General features: G+C 60.7%; 20 protein-coding genes and 1 pseudogene. 9 read left to right on the top strand and 12 right to left on the bottom strand.

Going from position 1 to position 20,815, the window contains the following annotated elements; genetic code table 11:
• Positions 1-134 precede the first annotated feature (134 nt).
• Positions 135-692, bottom strand: coding sequence for an HD domain-containing protein (locus GBEM_RS11970; RefSeq protein WP_012530825.1), 558 nt, complete (start codon positions 690-692; stop codon positions 135-137).
• Positions 693-919: 227 nt separating this feature from the next.
• On the opposite strand from GBEM_RS11970, the gene GBEM_RS11965 reads away from it, so the two are divergent.
• Positions 920-2,293 carry a sigma-54-dependent transcriptional regulator gene (locus tag GBEM_RS11965; protein WP_083770251.1) on the top strand — a complete coding sequence of 458 codons (1,374 nt, stop codon included), beginning with the start codon at positions 920-922 and terminating at the stop codon, positions 2,291-2,293.
• Here the strand turns inward: GBEM_RS11965 and gptM are convergent.
• Entirely contained in the window at positions 2,287-3,627 is a 1,341-nt protein-coding gene (gene gptM, locus GBEM_RS11960; protein ID WP_012530823.1) for a geopeptide radical SAM maturase, read from the bottom strand. The genes GBEM_RS11965 and gptM overlap by 7 nt on opposite strands.
• A 103-nt stretch (positions 3,628-3,730) precedes the next feature.
• Positions 3,731-3,850: a geopeptide gene (gene gptA / locus GBEM_RS20755; RefSeq protein ID WP_012530822.1), complete on the bottom strand. Its 120-nt coding sequence runs from the start codon at positions 3,848-3,850 to the stop codon at positions 3,731-3,733.
• 187 nt (positions 3,851-4,037) lie between these two features.
• On the opposite strand from gptA, the gene GBEM_RS11955 reads away from it, so the two are divergent.
• The 5 genes and pseudogenes from GBEM_RS11955 (at position 4,038) to GBEM_RS21795 (ending at position 8,306) form a co-directional block, all read left to right on the top strand.
• The gene (locus GBEM_RS11955) at positions 4,038-5,819 is read left to right on the top strand and encodes a TonB-dependent receptor plug domain-containing protein (protein ID WP_226373856.1); all 1,782 of its coding nucleotides are present in this window, start codon (positions 4,038-4,040) and stop codon (positions 5,817-5,819) included.
• Positions 5,807-6,658, top strand: a complete 852-nt coding sequence (locus GBEM_RS11950; RefSeq protein ID WP_012530820.1) for an ABC transporter substrate-binding protein — start codon at positions 5,807-5,809, stop codon at positions 6,656-6,658. The genes GBEM_RS11955 and GBEM_RS11950 overlap by 13 nt, the downstream gene beginning before the upstream one ends.
• 8 nt (positions 6,659-6,666) lie before the next feature.
• Positions 6,667-7,284 carry a hypothetical protein gene (locus GBEM_RS21800; RefSeq protein ID WP_226373855.1) on the top strand — a complete coding sequence of 206 codons (618 nt, stop codon included), beginning with the start codon at positions 6,667-6,669 and terminating at the stop codon, positions 7,282-7,284.
• Positions 7,248-7,328, top strand: a pseudogene (locus tag GBEM_RS22035) (hypothetical protein); the annotation flags it as partial. The gene GBEM_RS21800 and the pseudogene GBEM_RS22035, both read left to right, overlap by 37 nt.
• Before the next feature lie 33 nt (positions 7,329-7,361).
• On the top strand, positions 7,362-8,306 hold the full coding sequence (locus tag GBEM_RS21795; protein WP_264175513.1) for a sensor histidine kinase: 945 nt from the start codon (positions 7,362-7,364) through the stop codon (positions 8,304-8,306).
• On the opposite strand, the gene GBEM_RS11940 is transcribed toward GBEM_RS21795, so the two are convergent.
• The 7 genes from GBEM_RS11940 to GBEM_RS11910 form a co-directional block, all read right to left on the bottom strand.
• On the bottom strand, positions 8,238-8,537 hold the full coding sequence (locus GBEM_RS11940; RefSeq protein ID WP_012530818.1) for a hypothetical protein: 300 nt from the start codon (positions 8,535-8,537) through the stop codon (positions 8,238-8,240). The genes GBEM_RS21795 and GBEM_RS11940 overlap by 69 nt on opposite strands.
• Positions 8,538-8,799: 262 nt before the next feature.
• Positions 8,800-9,171 carry a response regulator gene (locus GBEM_RS11935; protein ID WP_012530817.1) on the bottom strand — a complete coding sequence of 124 codons (372 nt, stop codon included), beginning with the start codon at positions 9,169-9,171 and terminating at the stop codon, positions 8,800-8,802.
• Complete coding sequence (gene cheB, locus GBEM_RS11930) at positions 9,146-10,255, bottom strand: chemotaxis-specific protein-glutamate methyltransferase CheB (RefSeq protein WP_012530816.1); 1,110 nt, start codon at positions 10,253-10,255, stop codon at positions 9,146-9,148. The genes GBEM_RS11935 and cheB overlap by 26 nt, the downstream gene beginning before the upstream one ends.
• A gap of 28 nt (positions 10,256-10,283) precedes the next feature.
• Positions 10,284-12,323: a hybrid sensor histidine kinase/response regulator gene (locus GBEM_RS11925; protein WP_012530815.1), complete on the bottom strand. Its 2,040-nt coding sequence runs from the start codon at positions 12,321-12,323 to the stop codon at positions 10,284-10,286.
• Complete coding sequence (locus GBEM_RS11920; protein WP_012530814.1) at positions 12,324-14,060, bottom strand: methyl-accepting chemotaxis protein; 1,737 nt, start codon at positions 14,058-14,060, stop codon at positions 12,324-12,326.
• A gap of 44 nt (positions 14,061-14,104) precedes the next feature.
• Positions 14,105-14,638, bottom strand: a complete 534-nt coding sequence (locus tag GBEM_RS11915; protein WP_012530813.1) for a chemotaxis protein CheW — start codon at positions 14,636-14,638, stop codon at positions 14,105-14,107.
• 34 nt (positions 14,639-14,672) lie between these two features.
• Positions 14,673-16,517 (bottom strand): CheR family methyltransferase, encoded by a 1,845-nt coding sequence (locus GBEM_RS11910; RefSeq protein ID WP_012530812.1) that lies wholly within the window; start codon positions 16,515-16,517, stop codon positions 14,673-14,675.
• Positions 16,518-17,060: 543 nt separating this feature from the next.
• On the opposite strand from GBEM_RS11910, the gene wecB reads away from it, so the two are divergent.
• Positions 17,061-18,152, top strand: coding sequence for a non-hydrolyzing UDP-N-acetylglucosamine 2-epimerase (gene wecB, locus GBEM_RS11905; RefSeq protein WP_012530811.1), 1,092 nt, complete (start codon positions 17,061-17,063; stop codon positions 18,150-18,152).
• Between the two features lie 8 nt (positions 18,153-18,160).
• Here wecB and GBEM_RS11900 read toward each other — a convergent pair whose 3' ends face one another.
• Entirely contained in the window at positions 18,161-18,733 is a 573-nt protein-coding gene (locus GBEM_RS11900; RefSeq protein ID WP_012530810.1) for a class I SAM-dependent methyltransferase, read from the bottom strand.
• Between the two features lie 332 nt (positions 18,734-19,065).
• Between GBEM_RS11900 and GBEM_RS11895 the strand changes: the two genes are divergently transcribed.
• Together GBEM_RS11895 and GBEM_RS11890 are read left to right on the top strand one after the other, a co-directional pair.
• Positions 19,066-19,626, top strand: coding sequence for a M23 family metallopeptidase (locus GBEM_RS11895; protein WP_012530809.1), 561 nt, complete (start codon positions 19,066-19,068; stop codon positions 19,624-19,626).
• A 454-nt stretch (positions 19,627-20,080) separates the two neighbouring features.
• On the top strand, positions 20,081-20,374 hold the full coding sequence (locus tag GBEM_RS11890; RefSeq protein WP_012530808.1) for a hypothetical protein: 294 nt from the start codon (positions 20,081-20,083) through the stop codon (positions 20,372-20,374).
• Between the two features lie 94 nt (positions 20,375-20,468).
• Here the strand turns inward: GBEM_RS11890 and GBEM_RS11885 are convergent, their stop codons facing one another.
• Positions 20,469-20,804, bottom strand: a complete 336-nt coding sequence (locus GBEM_RS11885) for a GNAT family N-acetyltransferase (protein ID WP_012530807.1) — start codon at positions 20,802-20,804, stop codon at positions 20,469-20,471.
• Positions 20,805-20,815 lie beyond the last annotated feature (11 nt).

Here is a 20,815-nt window from a genome sequence, read left to right as displayed (position 1 = left end):
ATTTGGCAGGTACTGCAGCTAGCGTCCCGGCACGGGACCCTGCCTCAGATTGGAAACATTTTACATCGTTTCTAATGAGTAAGGCGGCATCGAGTATATCATAAATCAGCAGCCGCGGCCCCGCGGGGGGCGGGCTAGGCTGATTCGCGGACTCCGAAATCGTTGAGCCAGTTCTCGAAGATCTGCACCTTTTCCGCGCCGAACCTGAGCAGGTCGCAGCGCACCTGCTGGGTGCTCTTCTCAAGGTCCAACTCCCCTCCCTTTTTGGAGAAGAAGAGATCGGCCAAGGCTACGATGCGCTCGCTGGTTGTGACCGGCGACATCTCCCGTACCGGCAGGCGCAGGTTTTGCGCCACGATGTCCGCCGCGGTGAGCCCGACCCCTATGTGCCGCTCGCAGACCATGGCGTGTCGCGGAAGCCCCTCGGCATCGAGGATCTCTCGGCCGATGACGCCGTGCCAGACGTAGGGCGCCTTGCCGAAGCAGTTGAGCTTTGGCGCATAGATGCGGGAGACGCCGATGTCGTGGAGCAGCGCGGCCTCCTCGATGAAGTCCAGCTCGGCCTGCGGCAGTCCCGCCGTGACGGCTATGGCAAGCGCCTTGTCCGCGACATTGCGACTGTGTCTGTACACGATCTCCAAGGCGGCGTCGTTGTCCTCATAGTATTTCTCAAGTAACGCTCTAGGGTTCAAATCTTCCTCCACTGCTATTTTACCTTTCCAGGTTCTAGATTATGCCGATTCGGCCTTTCATTGCAACCGTTGTCGCTGTCACACCCCGGGACGTCTGTCAGTTTTACCTATGCGCCGAGGCAATAAAGAGTTGAATAACAGGTTACGACCATATATGATGTGAATCCTTTAAGTAGACGGTACTTTTCAACGGAGCCATTACAGTGAGTTCGCCGACACAACAACATATGCTTTTAGTGGATGACGAGCCGGGCATTCTTACGGAGGTGTCGCTACTTCTCGCTTCAAGCGACGTGCAGCAGGTGGCAACCCTGTCGGACAGCCGGAACGTGCTTCAGTACGTGAAGGAACACAAGGTGACTTCGGTGATCCTGGACTGGGTGATGCCTCACGTAACCGGAGCCGAAATCCTGCACGCCCTGACCGCCGAGCACCCGGAGATTCCGGTAATCGTCATGACCGCCATGGGGGACGTGGAGACCGCGGTTGCCTGCATGCAGCAAGGGGCGTTCGACTTCCTTACCAAGCCGGTCGACCCGAGCAGGCTTGTGGCAAGCGTGAAAAAGGCGCTCCAGGTAAGCGAGCTGGGCCGGCAGAACCTGATGCTCAAGGACTACCTGCTGGCGGATACGCTGCGAAATCCCGACGCCTTCGCCGGTATCGTCACCACCTCGAAAAAGATGCGCGGCATCTTCCAGTACATCGAGGCGATCGCGTCCTCGCGCCTTCCGGTGCTGATCACGGGTGAGACGGGGGCGGGGAAGGAGCTGCTGGCGCGCGCGGTGCATGAAGTCTCCGGCGTCCCCGGCCCTTTCATCTCCCTGAACGCAGCCGGGCTCGACGACTTCATGTTCTCGGACACCCTTTTCGGCCACAAGAAAGGGGCCTTCACCGGCGCCGACAGCAAGCGCGACGGATTGATCGCCGCGGCAGCCGGCGGAACCCTTTTCCTTGACGAGATCGGGGACCTGAACCTCGCCTCGCAGATCAAGCTGTTGCGGCTTTTGCAGGAGCGGGAGTACTACCGGATCGGCTCCGATCTGCTCCTGAAAAGCGACGCGCGCATCGTCGCGGCCTCCAACATGGACTTCACAGCGCTCAGGGCCGCAGGGAGCTTCCGCAACGACCTCTACTTCCGCCTCTGCGCCCACGAATTCCGGGTGCCCCCCTTGAGGGAGCGTCTGGAGGATGTCGGCCCGCTGGTCGACTACTTCGCGCACAACATAGCGCTAGAGCAGGGGAAGGCGATCCCCGCCGCTCCGCACAGCGTCATCGCGGCCCTGGCGCAGTACCGTTTCCCGGGCAACGTCCGGGAGCTCTACAACATGGTGCACCACGCGGTTACCTGCAACGACGGGCAACCGCTCGCGCTCTCGGACTTTCCGGGGATAGCGGCGGCGCCGGCGCGTCCCCCCCAGAGTGTGGATGCAGCCAATCCGCTTTTTGCTTTGTTCGGGAAGTTTCCAACTGTGCTGCAGGTCGAGGAGTATCTGATCGCCGAGGCGATGAAGCTTACCGGCGGCAACCAGACACAGGCGGCGGAACTCCTCGGACTGACGCGCCCCACACTGAACAAGAGGTTGAAGCAGGAGCGTCAGTAGGGGGCGGACGCAGTGATGGAGTGGGAGGCCGGGGTGGTGGGCTTCTTCTTCGCGGAGTTGTGCGGGTAGGCCATGTTCTGCAGCAGCAACTGTTCCAACGCGGCGTCGAGGAACTTCCGCCTGCAGTCCACTTCGTCGAGGCTCTTTCCGTGCAGTTTGGTAAGGAAGCGGCAACCTCCGAAGCAAAGGGGAAGATAGCAGCAGTCCAGGCAGGCGTCGGCCTGCCAGTTCCCGATGCCGTGCGACTGGCGGTAGTCCTTAATCCCCTCGGCGAGGCTCCCCACGCTGTATCCTTCCCATCCCATGAGAGCCGGGCACTTGTAGTATCGACCCTCGCAGTTGACCACGATGTTGTCCTGGAATTCGACGATGCAGGCGGAGACCGAAGGTTTCCCGGTCCTGTACCCCCTGAAAAGTATCTCCTCCCTCAGGTAAAGGAGGGCCTCCACAAGCCACGGCTCGCTCGACGAGGCGCATCCCGAGCCATACTCGGAGCAACCGGCCTTCGGCGTCACCGGTGTGAACTGGACCAGTTGTAGCTTTTCTCCCGTGATGCCGCGAGAGGCGAGCTGGTCCAGAAGGCGCGGGAAGTCGCGGTAGTTCTCGCGCCGGAAGTTTCCGCCGATCTGGATCGGCAGGAGCTCGCAGATCTCAGAGAGGTTGTCCACGATGGCGTCGAAACTCCCAGCGCCGGAAGCGTAGGGACGCTCGCCGTCGTGGATTTCGCGCGGACCGTCCAGGGTGAACTTCGCTCCCAGCAACCCGAGCGGCATGAGCTCTAACGCAGTGTCACGGTTCAGGAGTGTGCCGTTGGTAACCAGGTTGAAGCCATACCGCACCCCGTGGTTGCGGGCCCCCTGCAATAGCGGCGCTGAGATTCGCCGGATCAGGTCCTGGGAGAGCAACGGCTCCCCGCCATAAAAAGATAGGGTAACGTCCCACTCCTTGGAGATCCTTTCCCGGAGCAGCGTCTCGACCAGAAGGTCCGCCGTGGCGTCGGACATGTAATGCCCGCCGCGGAATTCCCTTTCATAGCAGTAGCCGCAGTCGAGGTTGCAGTCGAGGTTCAAGACCACCATCGCCTTGAAATGGCGAGCACGCTCATTGGCGCGATCTAAAAAAAGCCGTATCCTCTCCCTCTCCGCTGCAGGGTCCGGGGTCAGCATCCCCAGTCGCACCAGCGCGTCGCGCTCGGCAGAAGGGGGGCCTTGCAGCGCTTCATCGAGGGTGGCGCGGGGAACGCGTGCAACAGAGAGCTGGAAGGTGGAGAACAAAAGCAGGTGATCTGGGCGCGTCTGGTCGGGATATATCTTTAAATACCTGGATAGTTCCATGTCGAGTTCCGGGTCGTATCTGGGGTGCTGGCGATGTCATAACTGGGTGTGCCGGGGCTGTAAAGGAGGCACGCCATCCACAGAGGGAGGCGTGCCATAGGCATTAAAAGTAATCGTAGGTATCGTAGAGAAAAGCGGTCCAGCAGCAGCTAAACAAATCGGTGCTTTCTTTGTCGGCAATTCCCTCGTCAATAATCTCGAATGAGACATTTTTTTTGGCCATCTCCGAACCCTCCATTTTTTAATGTCAAAAATCTTGTCCTTGCTCGATAGGTTATGGTAAGTTAACACGCCTTTAATCAGTTTGCAATAATATATTTTATTTTTTTAAGGTTGGAGGGGAATTGCAAAAAGCCATTGCCATTGTTCAGTCCGCTTTTGCCAGAGCTAAGGTCCCTCTGATAGTGCAGATGCTGTTTTTGATCATTGCCGTCTCTCAGGCGAGGGGGGACGAAGAGCTTCGTTCTTTGGAACTCTACAATGGCGACGAGGCCGAGATAGTGTCGGGGAGCAGGTCCCCAAGGCCGGCCTCCCAGACCGCCGAGAACATAACCGTGGTGACTTCCGAGGACATATTGGCGCTTAACGCCCACACCCTGGCGGACATACTCTATGCCGTAGCCGGGGTACAGGTGGAGATGATCCGCACGCCGGGGGCCTCCACCAACTTCAAGCTGCAGGGGGCCAACTTCAACCACGTGCTGGTATTGATAGACAACGTCCCCCTCAATACGCTCTCGGAGAATTACCCAGACATCGCCGCAGTCCCGGTGCAGATGATCGAGAGGGTGGAAATAGTGAAGGGAGCCGCGTCGTCTGCATGGGGCAACGCCTTGGGCGGGGTGATCAACGTCATGACCAAGTCCCCGGATCAAGAGCGTGCCATCGGCGGCATGGCGTCCGGGTCGTACGGCAAACGGGACACCGCGGACCTGCGGGGGGAGTTGAGCGGCACGGTGGACAGTTTCGGCTACTACCTGTCCGGCGGGAAGCTGCGGTCGGACGGCCTTCTTGCCAACAACGGGGTCGACAAGGACAACTTCTACGGCAAGTTGCTGTACGACCTCCCAAACGGCGGCTCTCTCGCCTTGACCACCTGGCTTAGCCAGGGCTTCAACGGCATGTACCAGGACGGTCCCGTCTCCACCAGCCAGAACACGCGGTATCTGATCAGCACCTTGGCCGCCAGCTATCAGCTGACCGACCACCTGCGTCTCGAAGCTGCGGCGGTAGCTTCGGAAACTGAGGGAACCCTTTTTCGCCGGACGGACCTGCAGGGCGTTTCCAAGACATTAACCGTTGCCCTGGACGAGTCCAGGGTAGGAGGGGGCTTCAAGCTCTCGTGGCTGGACGAGTTGCAGAGGGTGGTGGCCGGGGTCGATTACGAGCACGTGGCGGCGCAGGTGAGCAGCTCACAGATCAGGGCCGACATCCTGAACCGAGACGCCGATCGGTTCGGCGTCTACCTGAGCGACACGCTGACGCTCGGCCGCTTTGCCGTCACCCCCAGTGCGCGCTTTGACAGGACGGGCTCAGGAGGCGACCACTTCAGCCCAAGCTTCGGCGTTACCTACGCGCTCACCGACAACAGCATTCTTCGCGGCTACACCGCCACGGGATACAGCCTCACCTCGCTTAACCGCTCGGACTCCACGGAAAAGGTCTGGACCTCGCAGTTCGGCTTCGAGTCCGGCGACCTTCCCTACCTCTGGGTCAAGGGAACCCTGTTCAGAAACGACACCTGGGATGTCATCGCGCCGACTGCGACCGGCATTACTAAGGAGCGGCAGCTGAAGCAGGGTGTAGAACTTGAGGCGAAGACCCTTCCTCTGTACAACACCTCCCTTTCGGTTGGGTACACCTTCATCGGCGCCACCCTGGGCGTCAATGGCCCGGTCATCAAGGGGGTGCCCAAGCACACCGTCAACATCGGGCTCAGATACCAGGACCCCAGCCACTTTCGCGGAGAACTCACCGGGCACTACGTGGACTGGAACGAGGCTAGGCAAGGAGGTAGATACAGCGACGTCATATGGGACCTGCACCTAAGAAAGGAAATGCATTACGGGGAGAAGGTTTCCCTTGAGCCGTTTGTTTCGGTTCGCAACCTGTTGAACGGACACCAGTATGTGTACCGCGTATACCAGAATCCCGGGCGCTGGATAGAGCTGGGGGTAAGATGCAATTTCTGAGATTCCTCTTGCTCGCCTTGCTGTTGTTGATCCCGCTTCCCGCATTTGGCTACGACGTACTGGTGTTGCAGTCCCTGCACGAGAAGGGGTACGAAGAGGCCGTGAACGGCTTCAAGCGCGAGTGCCGTGCCAGCATGAGAAGGGTGGTCCTCTCTGAATATGCCGAGGCCGACGTGACCCGCATCACGCGCGAGGAACACCCCAAGCTGATCGTAGCGGTAGGCGACCGCGCCCTCGCTCTCGCCCAGAAGCAGAACAGCACGCCGGTTTTGTACATGATGGCCTTGAATCCCAAGCCGCGCAGATGGTCCACCGGCGTCAGCATGCTGCTCGACCCGTCCCGGTACCTCTCCGTCTTCGAGGCGTTGGGTACCCAGAAGGTGGGTGTGGTTTACGACCCTTCCCGCAGCGGTGCGTACCTGAAGCGCGCCCAGGCGTTGGCAGCCCGCACCCGGGTCGATCTCGTGCTGCGCGAGGTGCGCGCGGCCAAGGAGACCCCGAGGATGCTGCAGTCGTTGCGGGGGAAGGTGGACGCGCTCTGGATGCTCCCGGACGCTACGGCTGTCTCACCGGGCGCTACTGAAGCCTACTTCCTCTTCTCGCAGGGGGAGCGGGTGCCGGTGGTGACCTTCGCCGACGTCTACCTCACCATGGGGGGAGCGGTGGCGCTCACCATCGACCGTTTCGACATCGGCAGACAGCTGGGGGAAATGGCTCAGAGCGTTCTGGAGGGGAAGCCGGTCGAGGAGATCCCGCCCGAGCACCCGCGCCGGGCGATCACTAAGTCCAACGACGGTGTGGTGCGCCAACTGAAGCTCTCCAGCGTGACCGGCCGATGAAGAAAAGAGTGAAAAGGAAATTCCGGCTCTCCCCCTTCACCAAGAGTTTCCGGGTCCGCCTCTACTTGATCTTCACCGGGACCATTGCGCTTTTGACGGCGGCCTTCGTCACCTTTTACGTTCTGACCGAGATCAATGCCTACCGCAGCACGCTTGAGCGCGAGGGGAGGCTCCTTGCCACCATCCTCTCGCAAAACGCCCGCCTGCCGCTCTTCGCCGAAAACCGTGAGGCTCTTTCCGCGCTGGCCGAGGGCACCTCGCGCCAATCCTCCGTGGTTTCGGTCCTCATCATCGACCAGCAGGGAAGGGTGGCGGCCGAGGCGCGCAAGGTGGAGATTCCTCAGGGGGAGACTGTCAAGATGGAGGTGGAAATCACCTCTCCCAGCTCGGTGCTGTCGCCTGAATCGGTGCTCCTTGGCCACCAGGAGACCGACAAGCAGCGGGTGATCGGCAGGGTGCACCTGCTGCTCGACATGTCGGCGGTGCGGGAGCGGCTGGTGAACCTCGTCGCCGCCTCGCTTGCCATCGGGACGCTTTTCTGGGTGGCCGTTTCGCTTCTCAGCTACCAGGTGCTCAAGCGGGTCACCTCATCCTTCAACATGCTGATGGGGGGATCGAGGAGATAGGTTCGGGCAAACTTTCGGCGCGGGTCGACCTGGAAGGGGACGACGAACTGGCGCGCGCCGCCAACGCCATCAACGCCATGGCCGCCTCCTTAGAGCTGCGCGAGCTTGAGAACCTCGCCTTGCAGGAAGAGCTCCTGAAGGCGATGAAGCTCGAGGTGCAGGAAGAGAAAAAACTGGTCATGGCACGGCTGATCCAGACCAACAAGATGACCTCGCTGGGGTTGCTTCTCTCCAGCATGGCCCATGAGATCAACAACCCCAACGCCTCGATCCGCTTCTCCGGTTACATGATCGGGAAGGTGTGGAGCGATGCGGTGCCGCTTTTAGACCGCGTCCGTGAGGAGGAGGGGGATTTTTACCTGGGAGGAGTCCCCTTCGAGAAGGCGCGCCACGCGATGACTGACAACGCCGGAAAGATCGTGGAGAATTCGGAGAGGATCGCGCGGGTGGTGCAGGGGCTCAGGGACTACGGGGTGGGGGGCGACGCACATCTGCACCAGAAACTGGAGCTGAACGCCGCGGTGTCTGCGGCCTTGTCGGTGCTCGCCTGCCAGATCAAGAAGGACGTGCAGTTGAAGACCTCCCTTGGCACCGGGATCCCGGTGATTCCCGGAAGCCAGTCGCAGATCGAGCAGGTGCTCATCAACCTGATCCTGAACGCCATGCAGGCGCTTGACGACGGGGAGGGGGAGGTGCATCTGACCACCCGCCATGATGCCGATAACGGCGAGGTGGTGGTGGAAGTCAGTGACAACGGTGTCGGCATCAAGCCGGAAACCATGGAGCGCCTATTCGAACCTTTCTACTCGACCAAGCTGGACCGGGGGGGGAGCGGCCTGGGGCTCTACATCTCGCAATACATCGTCGTCGAACACGGCGGCCGGTTGCAGCTTACCTCTGCTCCGGGGAAGGGGACCATGGCCCGCGTGGTGCTCCCGACCGCGCATGCTGCCTCAGTGCGCGGCATGGTTTCCGCCCAGGACGGTCAGCATGCCGCCGATGCGCTCCATCAGGTCGGTTAACGCTTCTCCCTCGTACCTCCCGCAGCATATCCTGCGCATCTGGTTCAAGAGCCCCTCGAAAACGTCGTCCCCGCAACTGTTGTGCGTCAGGTCGCTGGTGAGGCTGTCGTTCAGAAGCAGCCGCTTCATCTGAATGAGCTGTATCTCCACGCGCAGCTTCTTTATGGTCGGCATGTCGCTTTGCTTCAGCAACTGCAGGCATTGATTGATGATGCTGTACTGGTGATCCATGGTGTCCCCCGGTGCTCGATATTGGCTCAGCTTAAACATTGCTTTCCAATATGCATGCCAAAAAGGCCAGGGGAAAAGTGACGCGTTTTCAACCGATTGGGAGCTGGCGCTGCAGCTCGTTTTGCGGGGCTTGGTGTGAAAAATTTTACAGTTCCAGGAGGGGGTGGGCAAAAGTGCGCTAAACCACGGCGGTTTTCCGCTAACTGTAAAAAAATTCACTGTTCGTTTTTTTACAATCGTGGTGCAGCGGCACCCGGCACGATCACCCTTCCAGGGACTTCTTCACCTTCGCGGTAAGCTCTTCTGCGCTGAAAGGCTTGAGGATGTAGCCGTTCGCCCCAGCCTCGGCCGCCAACTCGCGCATCTCGTTTTCGCTTTTGGAAGAAAGAAGCAGGATCGGGATGTCCTTGCTTACCTCGTTCTCCTTGAGCAGCTTCGCCTTTTTGTTGCCGTCCAGCATCGGCATCATGATGTCCATGATGATCAGGTCCGGCCTCTTTTTCGAGAAGATGAAGCGGTTCGCTTCGATGCCGTTGGTGGCGGTGAGCACCTCGTATCCTGCCTGAACCAGCGCGTCCATGGCCATGGTCAGGACCACCTCGCTGTCGTCAATGATCAGTATCGTTTTTGCCACAAGTTGCCTCCTTTATCTGCACTGAGGTTGTTGGTCGTGGTGCTTCGTTGCCGGCCGCAACGCCGAAAAGCTTCGCGATCGCCCCCGGCATGAGATCCAGGGGGAGCACCTGGTCCACTGCGTGAAGGGAGATGGCAGCTTTCGGCATACCGAAAACGGCGCAGCTCGGCTCGTCCTGCACGATGGTGGTGCCTCCGGCTTCCTTGATCCGGAGCATCCCGAGGGCGCCGTCGCGCCCCATCCCGGTCAAGAGGATGCTTACCACACGGTCGCAGCGCGCCCGGGCCAGGGAATTGAAGAAGACGTCGATGGAAGGCCGGCAGCAGTTGACCGCGGGGTCGCTGTCGAGCCTGATCTTCCCGTCGCAAAGCGTCATGTGCCTGCCGTCCGGCGCGATGACCGCCTCGCCCGGGAGATATCTCCCGCCGTCCACGGCGATCTTGACCGGCAGGGCGCATTCGCGGTTGAGCCATGAGGCGAAGCCCGGGGCGAAGCCCGCTGCTATATGCTGCACCACGAAGACGGTTGCCGGAAAACCGGCGGGGAGGCTCTTCAAAAGGGTCATCACGGCCTTCGGTCCGCCGGTCGAGGCCCCGATCGCCAGGATGTCGTGACCCGGCCCTAAAGAGGGGACTTCCAGGGAGACGGGGAGCCTCAGCTTGCGGCGCGGGTGCCTGATGACCCTGATGCGCGCCAAAAGCCGCACTTTCTGCAGCAGGTGGCAGCTGAACTCCTCCAGCGCTTCTGCGCTCCCCAGTTCCGGCTTTTCCATCACGTCGAGCGCGCCGCGCTTGATGGCGGTGAAGGCACGGTCCACCTCGCTTGCCTCCACCGCGCCGGAAAGGACCAGTACCGGGGTCGGGGCCTGCGCCATGATCTCCTCGATCGCCTCAAGGCCGTCCATGACCGGCATGCGGATGTCCATGAGCACCAGGTCGGGCTTGAGCCGGAAGGTCAGCTCGCACGCCTCCTTGCCGTCGCAGGCCTCGCCGGCCAGCTGGATATCCTCCTCCCCCTGCAGTATGTCCTTCAGGATCTGGCGCACCAAAGCCGAGTCGTCCGCCAGCACAATCCTTATGGTCATCGAAACCGTCCCCGCCGAATCGTTGCCGTCAGCCGATCAGCATCTGCACCGTCTCCAGGAGCATCCCCTGGTCGAAGGCACCTTTTACGATGTACGCCTGCGCGCCTGACTGCAGCGCCTGCCTCTTGTCCTCGTCGCGCGACAGCGACGAGACGATGATTATCGGGATCTCCCGGTAGCGCTCCGACTCCCTGAGGGCCCGTGTCAGCTCGAAGCCGTTGATACCCGGCATCTCCACGTCGGAGATGATCAGGTCGAAATCCTCATCCGCGCACTTTTGCAAGGCGTCCTCACCGGAGACGGCCGTCACCACGTCATACCCCTGGGTGAGGAGGATGCTCTGCTCCATGGTCCGGGTTGTGATGGAGTCGTCCACCACGAGCACCTTGAAACGCCGCTCCTCGTCCAGTTCCGCGCCGCTGCGGGTCGCTCTCCGCCCGTCGTTTGCCGCTGCCGAGAAGAGGTCGGGGACGTTCAGGATCAGGGCGGGGTTGCCGTCCCCCATGATGGTGGCGCCGAACAGGAACCTGACGTTGCGAAACTGCTTCCCCAGCCCCTTGACCACGACCTCCGAGCTTCCCAGGTGCGCGTCCACGAGGCAGGCCATGCGCTGGTCGGCCAGCTTCAGCACGATGACCGCCAGCGTCGCGCAGGATTTTGTCTGCCGCGGCAATTCCAGCATCGCGGCGAGGCTGTAAAGGGGAGTGGTAACCCCCCGCACCTTGATCACCTCGCCCGCTCCCAACACCGAGATCTCCTCAGGGCGCACCTTGAGGATCTCCTGTACGTAGTTGAGGGGAACCGCGAAGTCCTCTCCGCCGCACTGGATCAGGAGCGCCTCGATCACCGAGAGGGTGAGCGGCAGCTGCAGGGTGACGCGCGAGAAGCTCCCTTTCTCGCTGGTCAGGGTGATGTTCCCCTTGACCCGTTCGATGTTCCGCTTCACCACGTCCATGCCGACGCCGCGCCCCGAGATGTCGGTGACGATCTCGGCGGTGGAGAAGCCGGGCCAGAAGGTGAGGTAGAGGGCCTCCTCGTCGCCCATCGCCTCCGCTTCCCGGGGGTCGATGACCCCCTTCGCCAGGGCCGCCGCCTTGATCCTGGCCGGGTCCATCCCCTTGCCGTCGTCGGCGACCTCGACGATGACCGAGCGCCCCTCGTGGCGCGCCGAAAGCGATACCACCCCCTCGCGCGGCTTGCCGGCCGCGGTACGCTCGTGCGGGGACTCGATGCCATGGCAGACGGCGTTGGTAAGGAGGTGGATCAGCATCGGCTTGAGCCCCTCCAAAAGCACCCGGTCCATCTCGATGCCGTGCCCGGTGATCTGGAGCCGGACCTCCTTACCCAACTGCTGGGCCAGATCGCGCACCAGCCGCTCGAAGCCGTCGGAGATGCTTCTCAAGGGGAGCATCCTGAGCGCCATCGCCTTTTCGTGCAGCTCCTGGATCAGGTAGTCCTGGTAGAGGACGTCCTCCTCAAGGTCGCGGCGAAACAGGGTGAGGGACTGAGCCTGGTCGGCGGGAAGCGAGGCGGCGATCTCCTTGAGCGTTAAGAGCTTCGCCTCCAGCCGCTTTTTGTTGATGATCATCTCGCCGATCAGGTTCACCAGGTGGTCGAGGGTCTTGACGTTGGCGCGCACCGTCTCGCTTTGCTGTTCGGCCGCGGCCTCGCGGGTTTCGGAGGGCGCCGGGCGGGTAAGCTCGCCGCGGTCATACTCGGCCACGAAGCGCTCCACGTCGAGGTCCGGGACCTCCCCGCGCAAAAGCGCCGAGGTGATCAGCGCCACGGCATCGGCGCCTTTCAAAAGCAGGTCGATGGCGTCTGCGTCAACCTGCCGCTCCCCCCGCTCCATCCCCTTCAGCTGCTCCTCCATGGTGTGGGTGATGGCGCTTATGTCGGATAGCCCCACCATGCGCGCCGATCCCTTCAGGGTGTGCGCGTTCCTCAAGAGCTCGTGCAAAAGCGAGCTCCGCTCCGGGTTCCTTTCCAGGACCAGGAGCCCGCTTTGCAGCGAGGCAAGATGCTCTTCGGCCTCGCGGCAGAAGATCTCGAGGTAGCGGCTTCCCATCTACGCCTCTTCCTCCGTGATCTCCTTGAGCCTTTCGGCAAGTTCCAGGATTTCGGCGATGGCCCGTTCGGTTTCTGTCGCAGACATGGCGACCTGCTGCGCCACGTCGCGCACCTCGCTCATGGTCTCGGCCATCTGTTCGCAGGCCGAGGTCTGCTGCTGCGTCGAGAGCGAAATCTCCTTGGCGGTACGCGCCGTTTCCTGTGCCGTTCCCACAATGGAGGCGAAGGAGAGCTGCACCTTGTCCACGAGGCTGGAGGCGTAGTCGACCGCCTTGGTCCCTTCCTCGGTCACCATGATGGTGTTGTTGGTGGCGCTCTGGATCTCGCTGATCAGCCCCTTGATCTGCCGGGTCGCCTCGACGGTGCGGTCGGCGAGCCTTTTCACCTCGTGCGCCACGATGGCGAAGCGCTTGCCCGCCTCCCCGGCCCCTGCGGCCTCGATGGCTGCGTTCAAGGCCAAAAGGTTCGTCTGGTCGCTGATCTCGTCGATGATCTCCACGATGCCGCCGATCTTCTGGCTGTTGTCTCCCAATTCCAGCATGCTGCGGGCGATACTCTCTACCTGGCTGCGGACCCGCCCCATCCCCTCGATGGCGTTGGTCACGTCCCCGCGGCCGTTGTTGCAGTTGCTGGTGGTGTCCTCGGCCACGGTCTCGACGCTCCGCGCGTTGGCCGTGATCATCTTGGCGGTGATGGCGATCTCCTCCGAGGTGGTGGTCACCTCCTGGACCGCGCTTGCCTGCTGGGTCGACCCCGAGGCCTGCTGCGCCGAGATCGCCATCATCTCGTTGGCCGCGCTGGAAAGCTGGATCACCGCCTCTTTCACCGACGCGATCAGGCGCCCGCTGCGGCCGATCTCTTCCTTCAGGTCGCGCACGATCACCGTGGTCATGGTGTTGAAGGCCTCGGCCAGCGTCCCGATCTCGTCGTTGCTCTCCACGGGGATGGTCTCGTCCAACTCCCCGCCGGTGATGCGGTGGGCGGCCGCGGTCAGTTTGGCCAAAGGCCTCACCGCGCGGCTCACCACGAGGAGGATGGTGACCGAGCAGGCGATCAGCATGACCAGCATGCTGAGCACGATCTCGTTTCTGAGCTCCGCCCCTTTTTGCTCTGTCTTCTGCATCGAGAAGCCGATCCTGAAGGCCCCCCAGTGTTTCCCCTGGACGTTTACCGGTACCGACAGATCCCACATCTTCTCGCCGGTGTCGCGCTGGTATACCTGCTTCAGGAAGGGGGCGAGGCTCCTTGCCGCGGCAAGCCCCACTTCGTCCTGGAACAGGCGCTTGGTCCGGTTGGCGTTCTTGTCCCGCTCCCGGTCGCCGGTGAGCGGCGCGGAAAACTTGCTGTTGTGGGTCGGAAGGTAGCCGTTTCGGTCCACGACGGCGGCGAAGACGATCTGGTCGTCCTTGAGGAATTCATCCTCCAGGGCCTGGACCGCCTCGTCCAGAAACCTGTCGTACTTGGTGTGGTACTTCTGCGGCTCGGTGTTGGGGATCGGGACGTAGCGCTCGTCGAAGAGCTGTTCCATGGTGAGCTTCCGGTTGGCTATCGCCTCGGCCAGGATGCGCTCCATGGACTTGCCCCCCGTCTGTGCCAGGATCCGCCCCTTGGAGAGGAGCTCCTCCTCCATGTTCTGCCTGCGCGAGCGGACGAAGTACACCGAGAAGGCGGTCATGATGACGATCATGACCATGATCAGGACGCTGACGATCTTTACCGATAGCTTGTTGGACATATTCATCCCCGTTTAAATTGAAATCAAATGGAAAACCTTTTGCTTTATCCCTCGCCCACCACGATCTCCGGCGCGGCGAGGAGCGCCTCCATGTCTAAAAGGATGATGGAGCCGTCCTGCTCGTTGAAGTGCCCCCTGACGAAACGCTTCGCCCCTCCCGCCATGGCAGGCTCGAAACCGTCGCAGCAAAGCCCCTGCACCCCGTGTGCGGCCTCGATGAGGATGCCGGTGGCGAACCGGTCGCTTTTGACCACCACTATCCTTCCGGCGGCGCCGATCTCGGGCTGGGCGAGCCCCAGCATCGGGCGGATGTCCATGGCGGCGGTGATCTCGCCGCGCAGGTTGAAGATTCCGGCGATAAGCGTCTGCACCGCGGGCACCCGGATCAGCTTCGGTACCCGGATCACCTCGCAGGCATGCTGCGTCTCGAAGGCGAAGCGCTCGCCCCCCAAAGTAAAGACCAGGCACTCCAGCACTTCCCTGGCCTGCACCTCCTCTTCGGAAAGCGCCTGCCAGTACTCATCCCGCATCTGTCCCAGGATGCTGCGGATGTCGTAGGCTTCCTCTTTTCCCGTCATCTGGTACCCCTTGTGCCGCTAAAAGGTGAACGCCTCAGGCGACCTGCGCCAGGGCGTTTTGCAGTTGCATCATGCAGACGGCCCGGGTAAGGCCGCCCGAGAAGGGGACGGTATCGTTGCCGTCGTGCCGGGCGAGGATCCTGATGCTGTTTCTGATCTCGCGCGCCGCCTCCGCCTGGCGCCCCAGTCTCAGATGCAGCCTCCCCATGTGGTAGCGCGGCATGACGAACTCGTGCTCCAAAAGGAGCGCCTTTCTGTACTCGTCGGCCGCCTCGGCCAGGCGGTCCTCGGCATCGAGGATTACCCCTTTGAGAAAGTATGCTTCAGGCAGTAGGTCGTTCAGTTCCAGGGCTCTGCTGCAGGTCTTGAGCGCTTCTTGCAGTTCTCCCTTTCCCGCCAGGATGAAGGCAACCAGCACCAGCGCAGCGGCGTTAGACGGATCTTCCGCCAGTATCCGGTCCAAAAGCTCCTGTGCCCGGTCGAATTCCTCCTGGTCGAAGAGTTCGCGGGCCGCTGCGACGCCAAGCGCAGCAGGGGAGGGCGGGGCTAAGGGCGCCGGCAGGGGAGGTGAAACCGCCTTGGGCGCCGCCTGTGCCGGTACAGCCGGCAGTTCCGGCAGTTCCGGTATGGCTTGCGGCGCCGTTTTCGCGCAGGGCGGGGGCTGGGGCGTCTGAGAGGTGCGGGGCGCGGTTTTAAGGTAGAAGAAGGTTTTCCCCTGGCGCCGTATCTCAAGACCGCTGTCTTGCTGCAAGAGCGTCTCGGCGTGCCCAAGGAAGAGCTGGCCGGAAACCTTCAGCGCGCCGGCGAGGCACCGCAGCACCTGGTCGGCTGCCTGCGGCGTGAAGTAGATGAGCACGTTGCGGCAGAAAATGGCGTCAAGCGCAGAAAGATCCTGCCACATCTCGTCGCGGCCCGGACCAGATAGGTTCAGGTGACAGAAATGGACCAGCCGTTTCACCTCGTCCTTGATCAGGAAGCTCTGCCCGACCCGGTCGAAGTAGCGACCGATCTGCTCCCCCTGAGTAATGCGCAGCGACCAGGAGGAGTAAACCCCCTCGCGGGCCAGCTTGAGCGAACGGTTGTTGATGTCGGTGGCGATGATCCTGATGTCGCGGTCCCTCCAGTCCGGGAGCGCCTCCATCAGGGTGATCGCTATCGAATACGGCTCCTCGCCGGTAGAGCATCCGGCCGACCAGATCCTTATCGGCCGGTCTACGGGGGGGGGCGGGATGAAACGCTCTCTGAGGGCGGCGAAATGGGCTGGATAGCGGAAAAAGTAGGTTTCTCCCACCGTGAGGAACTGCAGCAGTTTCTGCAGTTCGTGGCGGTCTTCGCCGTGCAGCTTGAGGTAGGCCAGGTACTGGCGATAGCTGCCGATGCGCAGGGCGTGCATCCGCTTGGCGAGCCCGCGCAAAAGCGCGGCGCGGTTGCGTTGTTCGAAATGGAGTCCCGTGCAACTAAGGATGTGTTTGGAGAATTCGCAGCAAAGATCATCATCGATCTCGTGAGGCGTGCACGACGGCGCGCTTCTCTGCGCAAGGGAGGTGAGGTCGTCGAAAAGACGTTTTATCTGGAGTGGCTTGGGAATGAAATCGAATACGTGCAAGAGCTCTGCTTCCAGCCTCAGGCATTCCGAGATCACTATCACCGGGATGACTCTTGGTTTCGGCGTATGGACGCGGTGCTCGACCGCCAAAGGCGCAATCTTAGCCGGCTCAACGGCGAGGATGATCAGCTCCGGTTTTTGCCGCCGGACCTCGCGAAATCCCTGGCTTGGGTCGTCGAGCGTCGTCACCGCATGTCCCGCCTCGCCCAGGAGATGGTTCAAGTAGTCCGCAAAAGAAGCGTTGTCGCTTATGAGGAGAATCTGCAAAGGCAAATGGCTGTTCCTCTTGCGGAATAAAAGTGCCAGGGCTTCCTTGGGCTTCCTGATAAGCGGCAAAGCGGCGAGCCGTAAAACGCCGACTGCGGGACCAAGTGATCGACATCACGGATAGTATTTATTTGTCTCCCCTTGGTCAATAAAAAAATCTCCTTTTGTAAAATGTTGTTTGTGTCCTAATTAGATTCAAATAAGGGGGGGTGGCGGGTACCGCCCAGAGGGAGAGGGTGGGGGGGCTGTGCCATCTCAGGTCCTTCGTGAGAGCGCTTTTCACCCTCTGCTCATGATAGGAGAGTCGCTTGTTTTTTTATTATATCAATGAAAACCGCAACCGCTGCACCTTACTTTTACTAGAGGACCTGCACCTGCAGCCTAACCGACCGCCGGAGTCCGGGTTGCATTTACCTTCTTGAATGTTAAAACTCAGTAATGTTTTTCAGGGGTCAGGCTGCTGCGACCACGACGCCCGTCCCCTTGCACACCGTTTCGCCCTACCTAACTCTAACCCGGCTCTTGCCGCCGGATCTCGGAGGAAACCTAATGAACGTCCTTCTCATCGCAGGTGCCAGGCCCAATTTCATGAAGATCGCTCCTATTTACCGCGCTTCCCTTGACTACCCTTCGGTGGCATGCAGCATCGTTCACACCGGACAGCATTACGACAAGGAGATGTCCGGCACCTTCTTCGCTGAACTGGAAATACCCGAGCCGCGCTATTCGCTGAACGTCGGCTCGGGAAGCCACGCGGAGCAAACGGCTGCCATCATGGTCGCCTTCGAAGAGGTCTGCCTGCAGGAATCGCCAGACCTCGTGCTGGTGGTGGGTGACGTAAACTCGACCCTTGCCTGCAGTATCGTGGCGAAAAAGTGCGGGGTTGCGGTGGCGCACGTCGAGGCGGGGTTACGGAGTTTCGACCTGGCCATGCCGGAGGAGATCAACCGCATGGTGACCGACGCCATCTCCGACAGCTTCTTCGTTACCGAGGAAAGCGGCGTAGAGAACCTGCTTAGGGAAGGAAAACAACCGGAACGGATTCATGCGGTGGGGCACGTGATGATCGACAACCTGTTGCGGCAGGTGAAGCTTCTGGAGGGGATAGACTTATCCAGCTTCGATAGCCACCGTCTCAAGAAGGAGGCGGGGACCTATCTCTTTCTCACCCTGCACCGCCCCTCCAATGTGGACTCCAGGGAGACGTTCGCGGGGATCGCCGAGGCCATCAACGAGTTGGCCCGCCAAAGGACAATCTTCTTCCCGGTCCATCCTCGCACCAGGAATATGATGAGCGCACACGGCATCGAGTTGAGCGACAAGGTGGTCCTCCTGCCGCCGCTTGGCTATCGGGAGGCGCTCTTTCTCTGGAAAGACGCCGAAGCTGTCCTTACCGACAGCGGAGGGCTCCAGGAGGAAACCACCGCGCTTGGGGTTCCCTGCGTAACTATCCGGGAGAATACCGAGCGTCCTGTCACGGTAGAGATTGGGACCAATGTCCTTGCCGGTACGGCACCTGAAAAGATCCTCGCGGGATACCGGCTAAGCCTGGAGAAGCGGGGGCGGGCCAGGGTACCGCAGTTGTGGGACGGCAGGGCCGCCGAGCGCATCTGGCAGGTATTGGCTGGAGAAGGTCGATGAAACTCGCATCAGGGCTTTATGAAGATCAAGCCGTAGTGATAGGGGGGAAGGTCGTGGCTGCCACCTTGGTTGAAGCAAAATCCCGCCTCCTTTGCCCATGCGACGCACTGCTCCGGTTTCGGTCGAATCTCCAGGGAGGGGCCGCGCGGCGTGGTGGGATCGTAGTTCCAGTGGATGACGGCGAGCCTTCCGCCGGGACGCAGCACGCGGTAAGCCTCCCGCATCAGGGCCACCGGTTCATCGTGGTGCAGGATGTTGAAGAGCAGGGCGCCATCCATCGAACCCGCATTCAGCCCGCTTCCCTCTCCGATAAAATCGCGCAGCGTGGGGCTGACGTTGGTGATACCGGCCTCCGCGCATTTCTTTCTGAGCAGCTCCACCAGTTCCGGTTCTATATCTAGCGCGTGTACGATTCCCGTGACCATGCCCGCCGCGGCGAGGGTAAAGGTGCCGTAGCCGCAGCCGAATTCCACCAGGTCGTGCAGCCCCTGGTCCATCTGCAGCGTACCGAAGATGGCGGCGGGATCGAAAAAAGTGGTCCACATCTCCTCGTCAGGCATGCCGCTGTCACGAACCTTCATGTTTCTCTCCTATAGCCACTGCAGTTAATACCGAGACAGCTGAATATCAATGCCCAGCTTTTAAGTCAACATGAAAATCTAAAGGTTCCCCGGGGCCTAACTGTGGGAACCGTTTGAAAGCGGCCCGCTCTCTTGTGGAATATTCGTCAAGCGGGGAGCGAATATTCTTCAGCAGGCGTGCTTCCAGAGCCACAGCGGGCGCTGCTGCAGGTCGGTCTTCTACAGCAAAACAGCAGCTTGTCATTGCTGCTCCCTTCTGGGCACGGTACTTGATTAAGAGCTGTAACCGGTTTCGTTAGCGGAGCCGAAATTACGCCTCAGGAGCCGGTTGCATGAGGGTTTTGCCGATAGCCGCATTCGTTCTTTGCACTTTCCCCGCCGTCGCCCTGGCCGACCTCGCCCTGCCCGTGGACGGGGTCGTGACCTCAGGAGTTGGTTGGCGGGTCGATCCCTTTGGCAGCGGCAAGCTCGCTTTTCATCGCGGCATCGACATCGCAGTCCCCGTTGGCACCCCGGTCCGGGCTACCCGCAAGGGAAGGGTCGTCTTCGCAGGAGAGCGTCGCGGTTACGGCGCCACCGTCGTCGTCGAGCACGGCAACGGTGACAGAACCCTCTATGGCCACAATGTCTCAGTCAAGGTGAGCGCCGGCGAGTTGGTGAAAGCAGGCGACGTATTGTCTTATTCTGGAAACACAGGTAGGTCCACGGGTCCTCATGTGCACTACGAATTGCTCGCGAGCGGGCGTCCCTCAGTAGAAGAAGTCGCAGCTTTCGAAGTTGCGGAAGAAACGCCGGCCCCGACCGGCAGCCAGCGTCGAGCGCTGGAACAAAAGATGGAAGAGTCCCTTGAGTTGCTCCTCACGACTATTAGGGGGAATCTAACAGGCGGTTGACATGTTATCCGGCACATCCTGACCCTCCTCCAGGATGTGCCGACTTTTTCCCCGCTGACCCCCGTTGCCCCCCCGGCCGTCGTAAAAACCCTTTCTTTCCAGCCGCCCTCTTCTGTACCTGTCCATCCCCTGTCGCTATAGGTGTCGCCCTCACCCCCGCCCCTCTCCCAAAGGGCGAGGGGAGACAGGCCAATTCACCATCGCGCCTTGATTTTTTCTCTGGTTCCCAAGCTCCAGCTTGGGAACCCAAGGCAACCCAAAGCTCCAGCTTTGCACCCAGTGGTACTTGGAGCAGGTTAGAGAATATGCCACGTGACGTTGTAGAATATTCTCTATTCTTTGCCAGGCTTCCGGTTTGATCCTGGTCTTTTCAACTGGTTACGGTCTGGCATAGGCGATGCAAAGTTGTGGTTGTCGTGAAACTAGAACAGACAATCCAAAGGAGGATGTAACGATGAAAAAGAAACTGGCAATGCTTTTGGCGGTATCCATGTTTGCGGTGGCAGCTCCGGCTATGGCAGCTGAGGGACACAACGCGAAAATCCACGACGACCAATGCGCCAAGGAATGCGAAATGCTCTTGAAGGACTGCGGGCAGGAGGTGGACAGCATCCAGGACAAGATCAAGAAGCTGCAGGTGATGATCAACGAACAAGGGGCGACGACCTACACGAAGGACGATTTGAAGCTCCTGAACCGGAAGCTCCAGGAGGCGAACGAGACACTGCGCGTCCTCAACAGGCACTGACAACGGGGAAACAGCAGTGGAGTAAAAGAAGAAAGGCCCGCTGACGAGCGGGCCTTTTCTTGTAATCAAAGGCGGGCGGACGCCGTCTTCATCCTCATTCCGACGGCGGGCCGAAAGGGCGGTGCGGTTGAGCCCAGAATGCCATGGCCTCGGGGCTCTGGGTCTCCGGGTCGTCGTGCCAGTGGTTCTCAAGTTTCTTTAGGAATACGGATTCGGCGTACTGGTACATGGCGGTTGCGATCCCCCTGCGCCTGAACTCCGGCTCAACCTTCACATGGTGGCAGTAGGCCGAGTCGCCGTCATCGGTAAAGCATGCCTCCGCTACTATTGCCCCTTTGAACCTGACGCAGACGTCGAGATTCTTCAAAAACCTGTCCCGGTGGATGCTGTGAGAGACGACGTACCCCATCTCCCTGAGTTTTTCCCGCACCTTTATCTCCC

This window comes from Citrifermentans bemidjiense Bem (assembly GCF_000020725.1).
Classification (GTDB): Bacteria; Desulfobacterota; Desulfuromonadia; order Geobacterales; family Geobacteraceae; genus Geomonas; species Geomonas bemidjiensis.
This window is presented reverse-complemented; position numbering and strand designations above follow the sequence as displayed.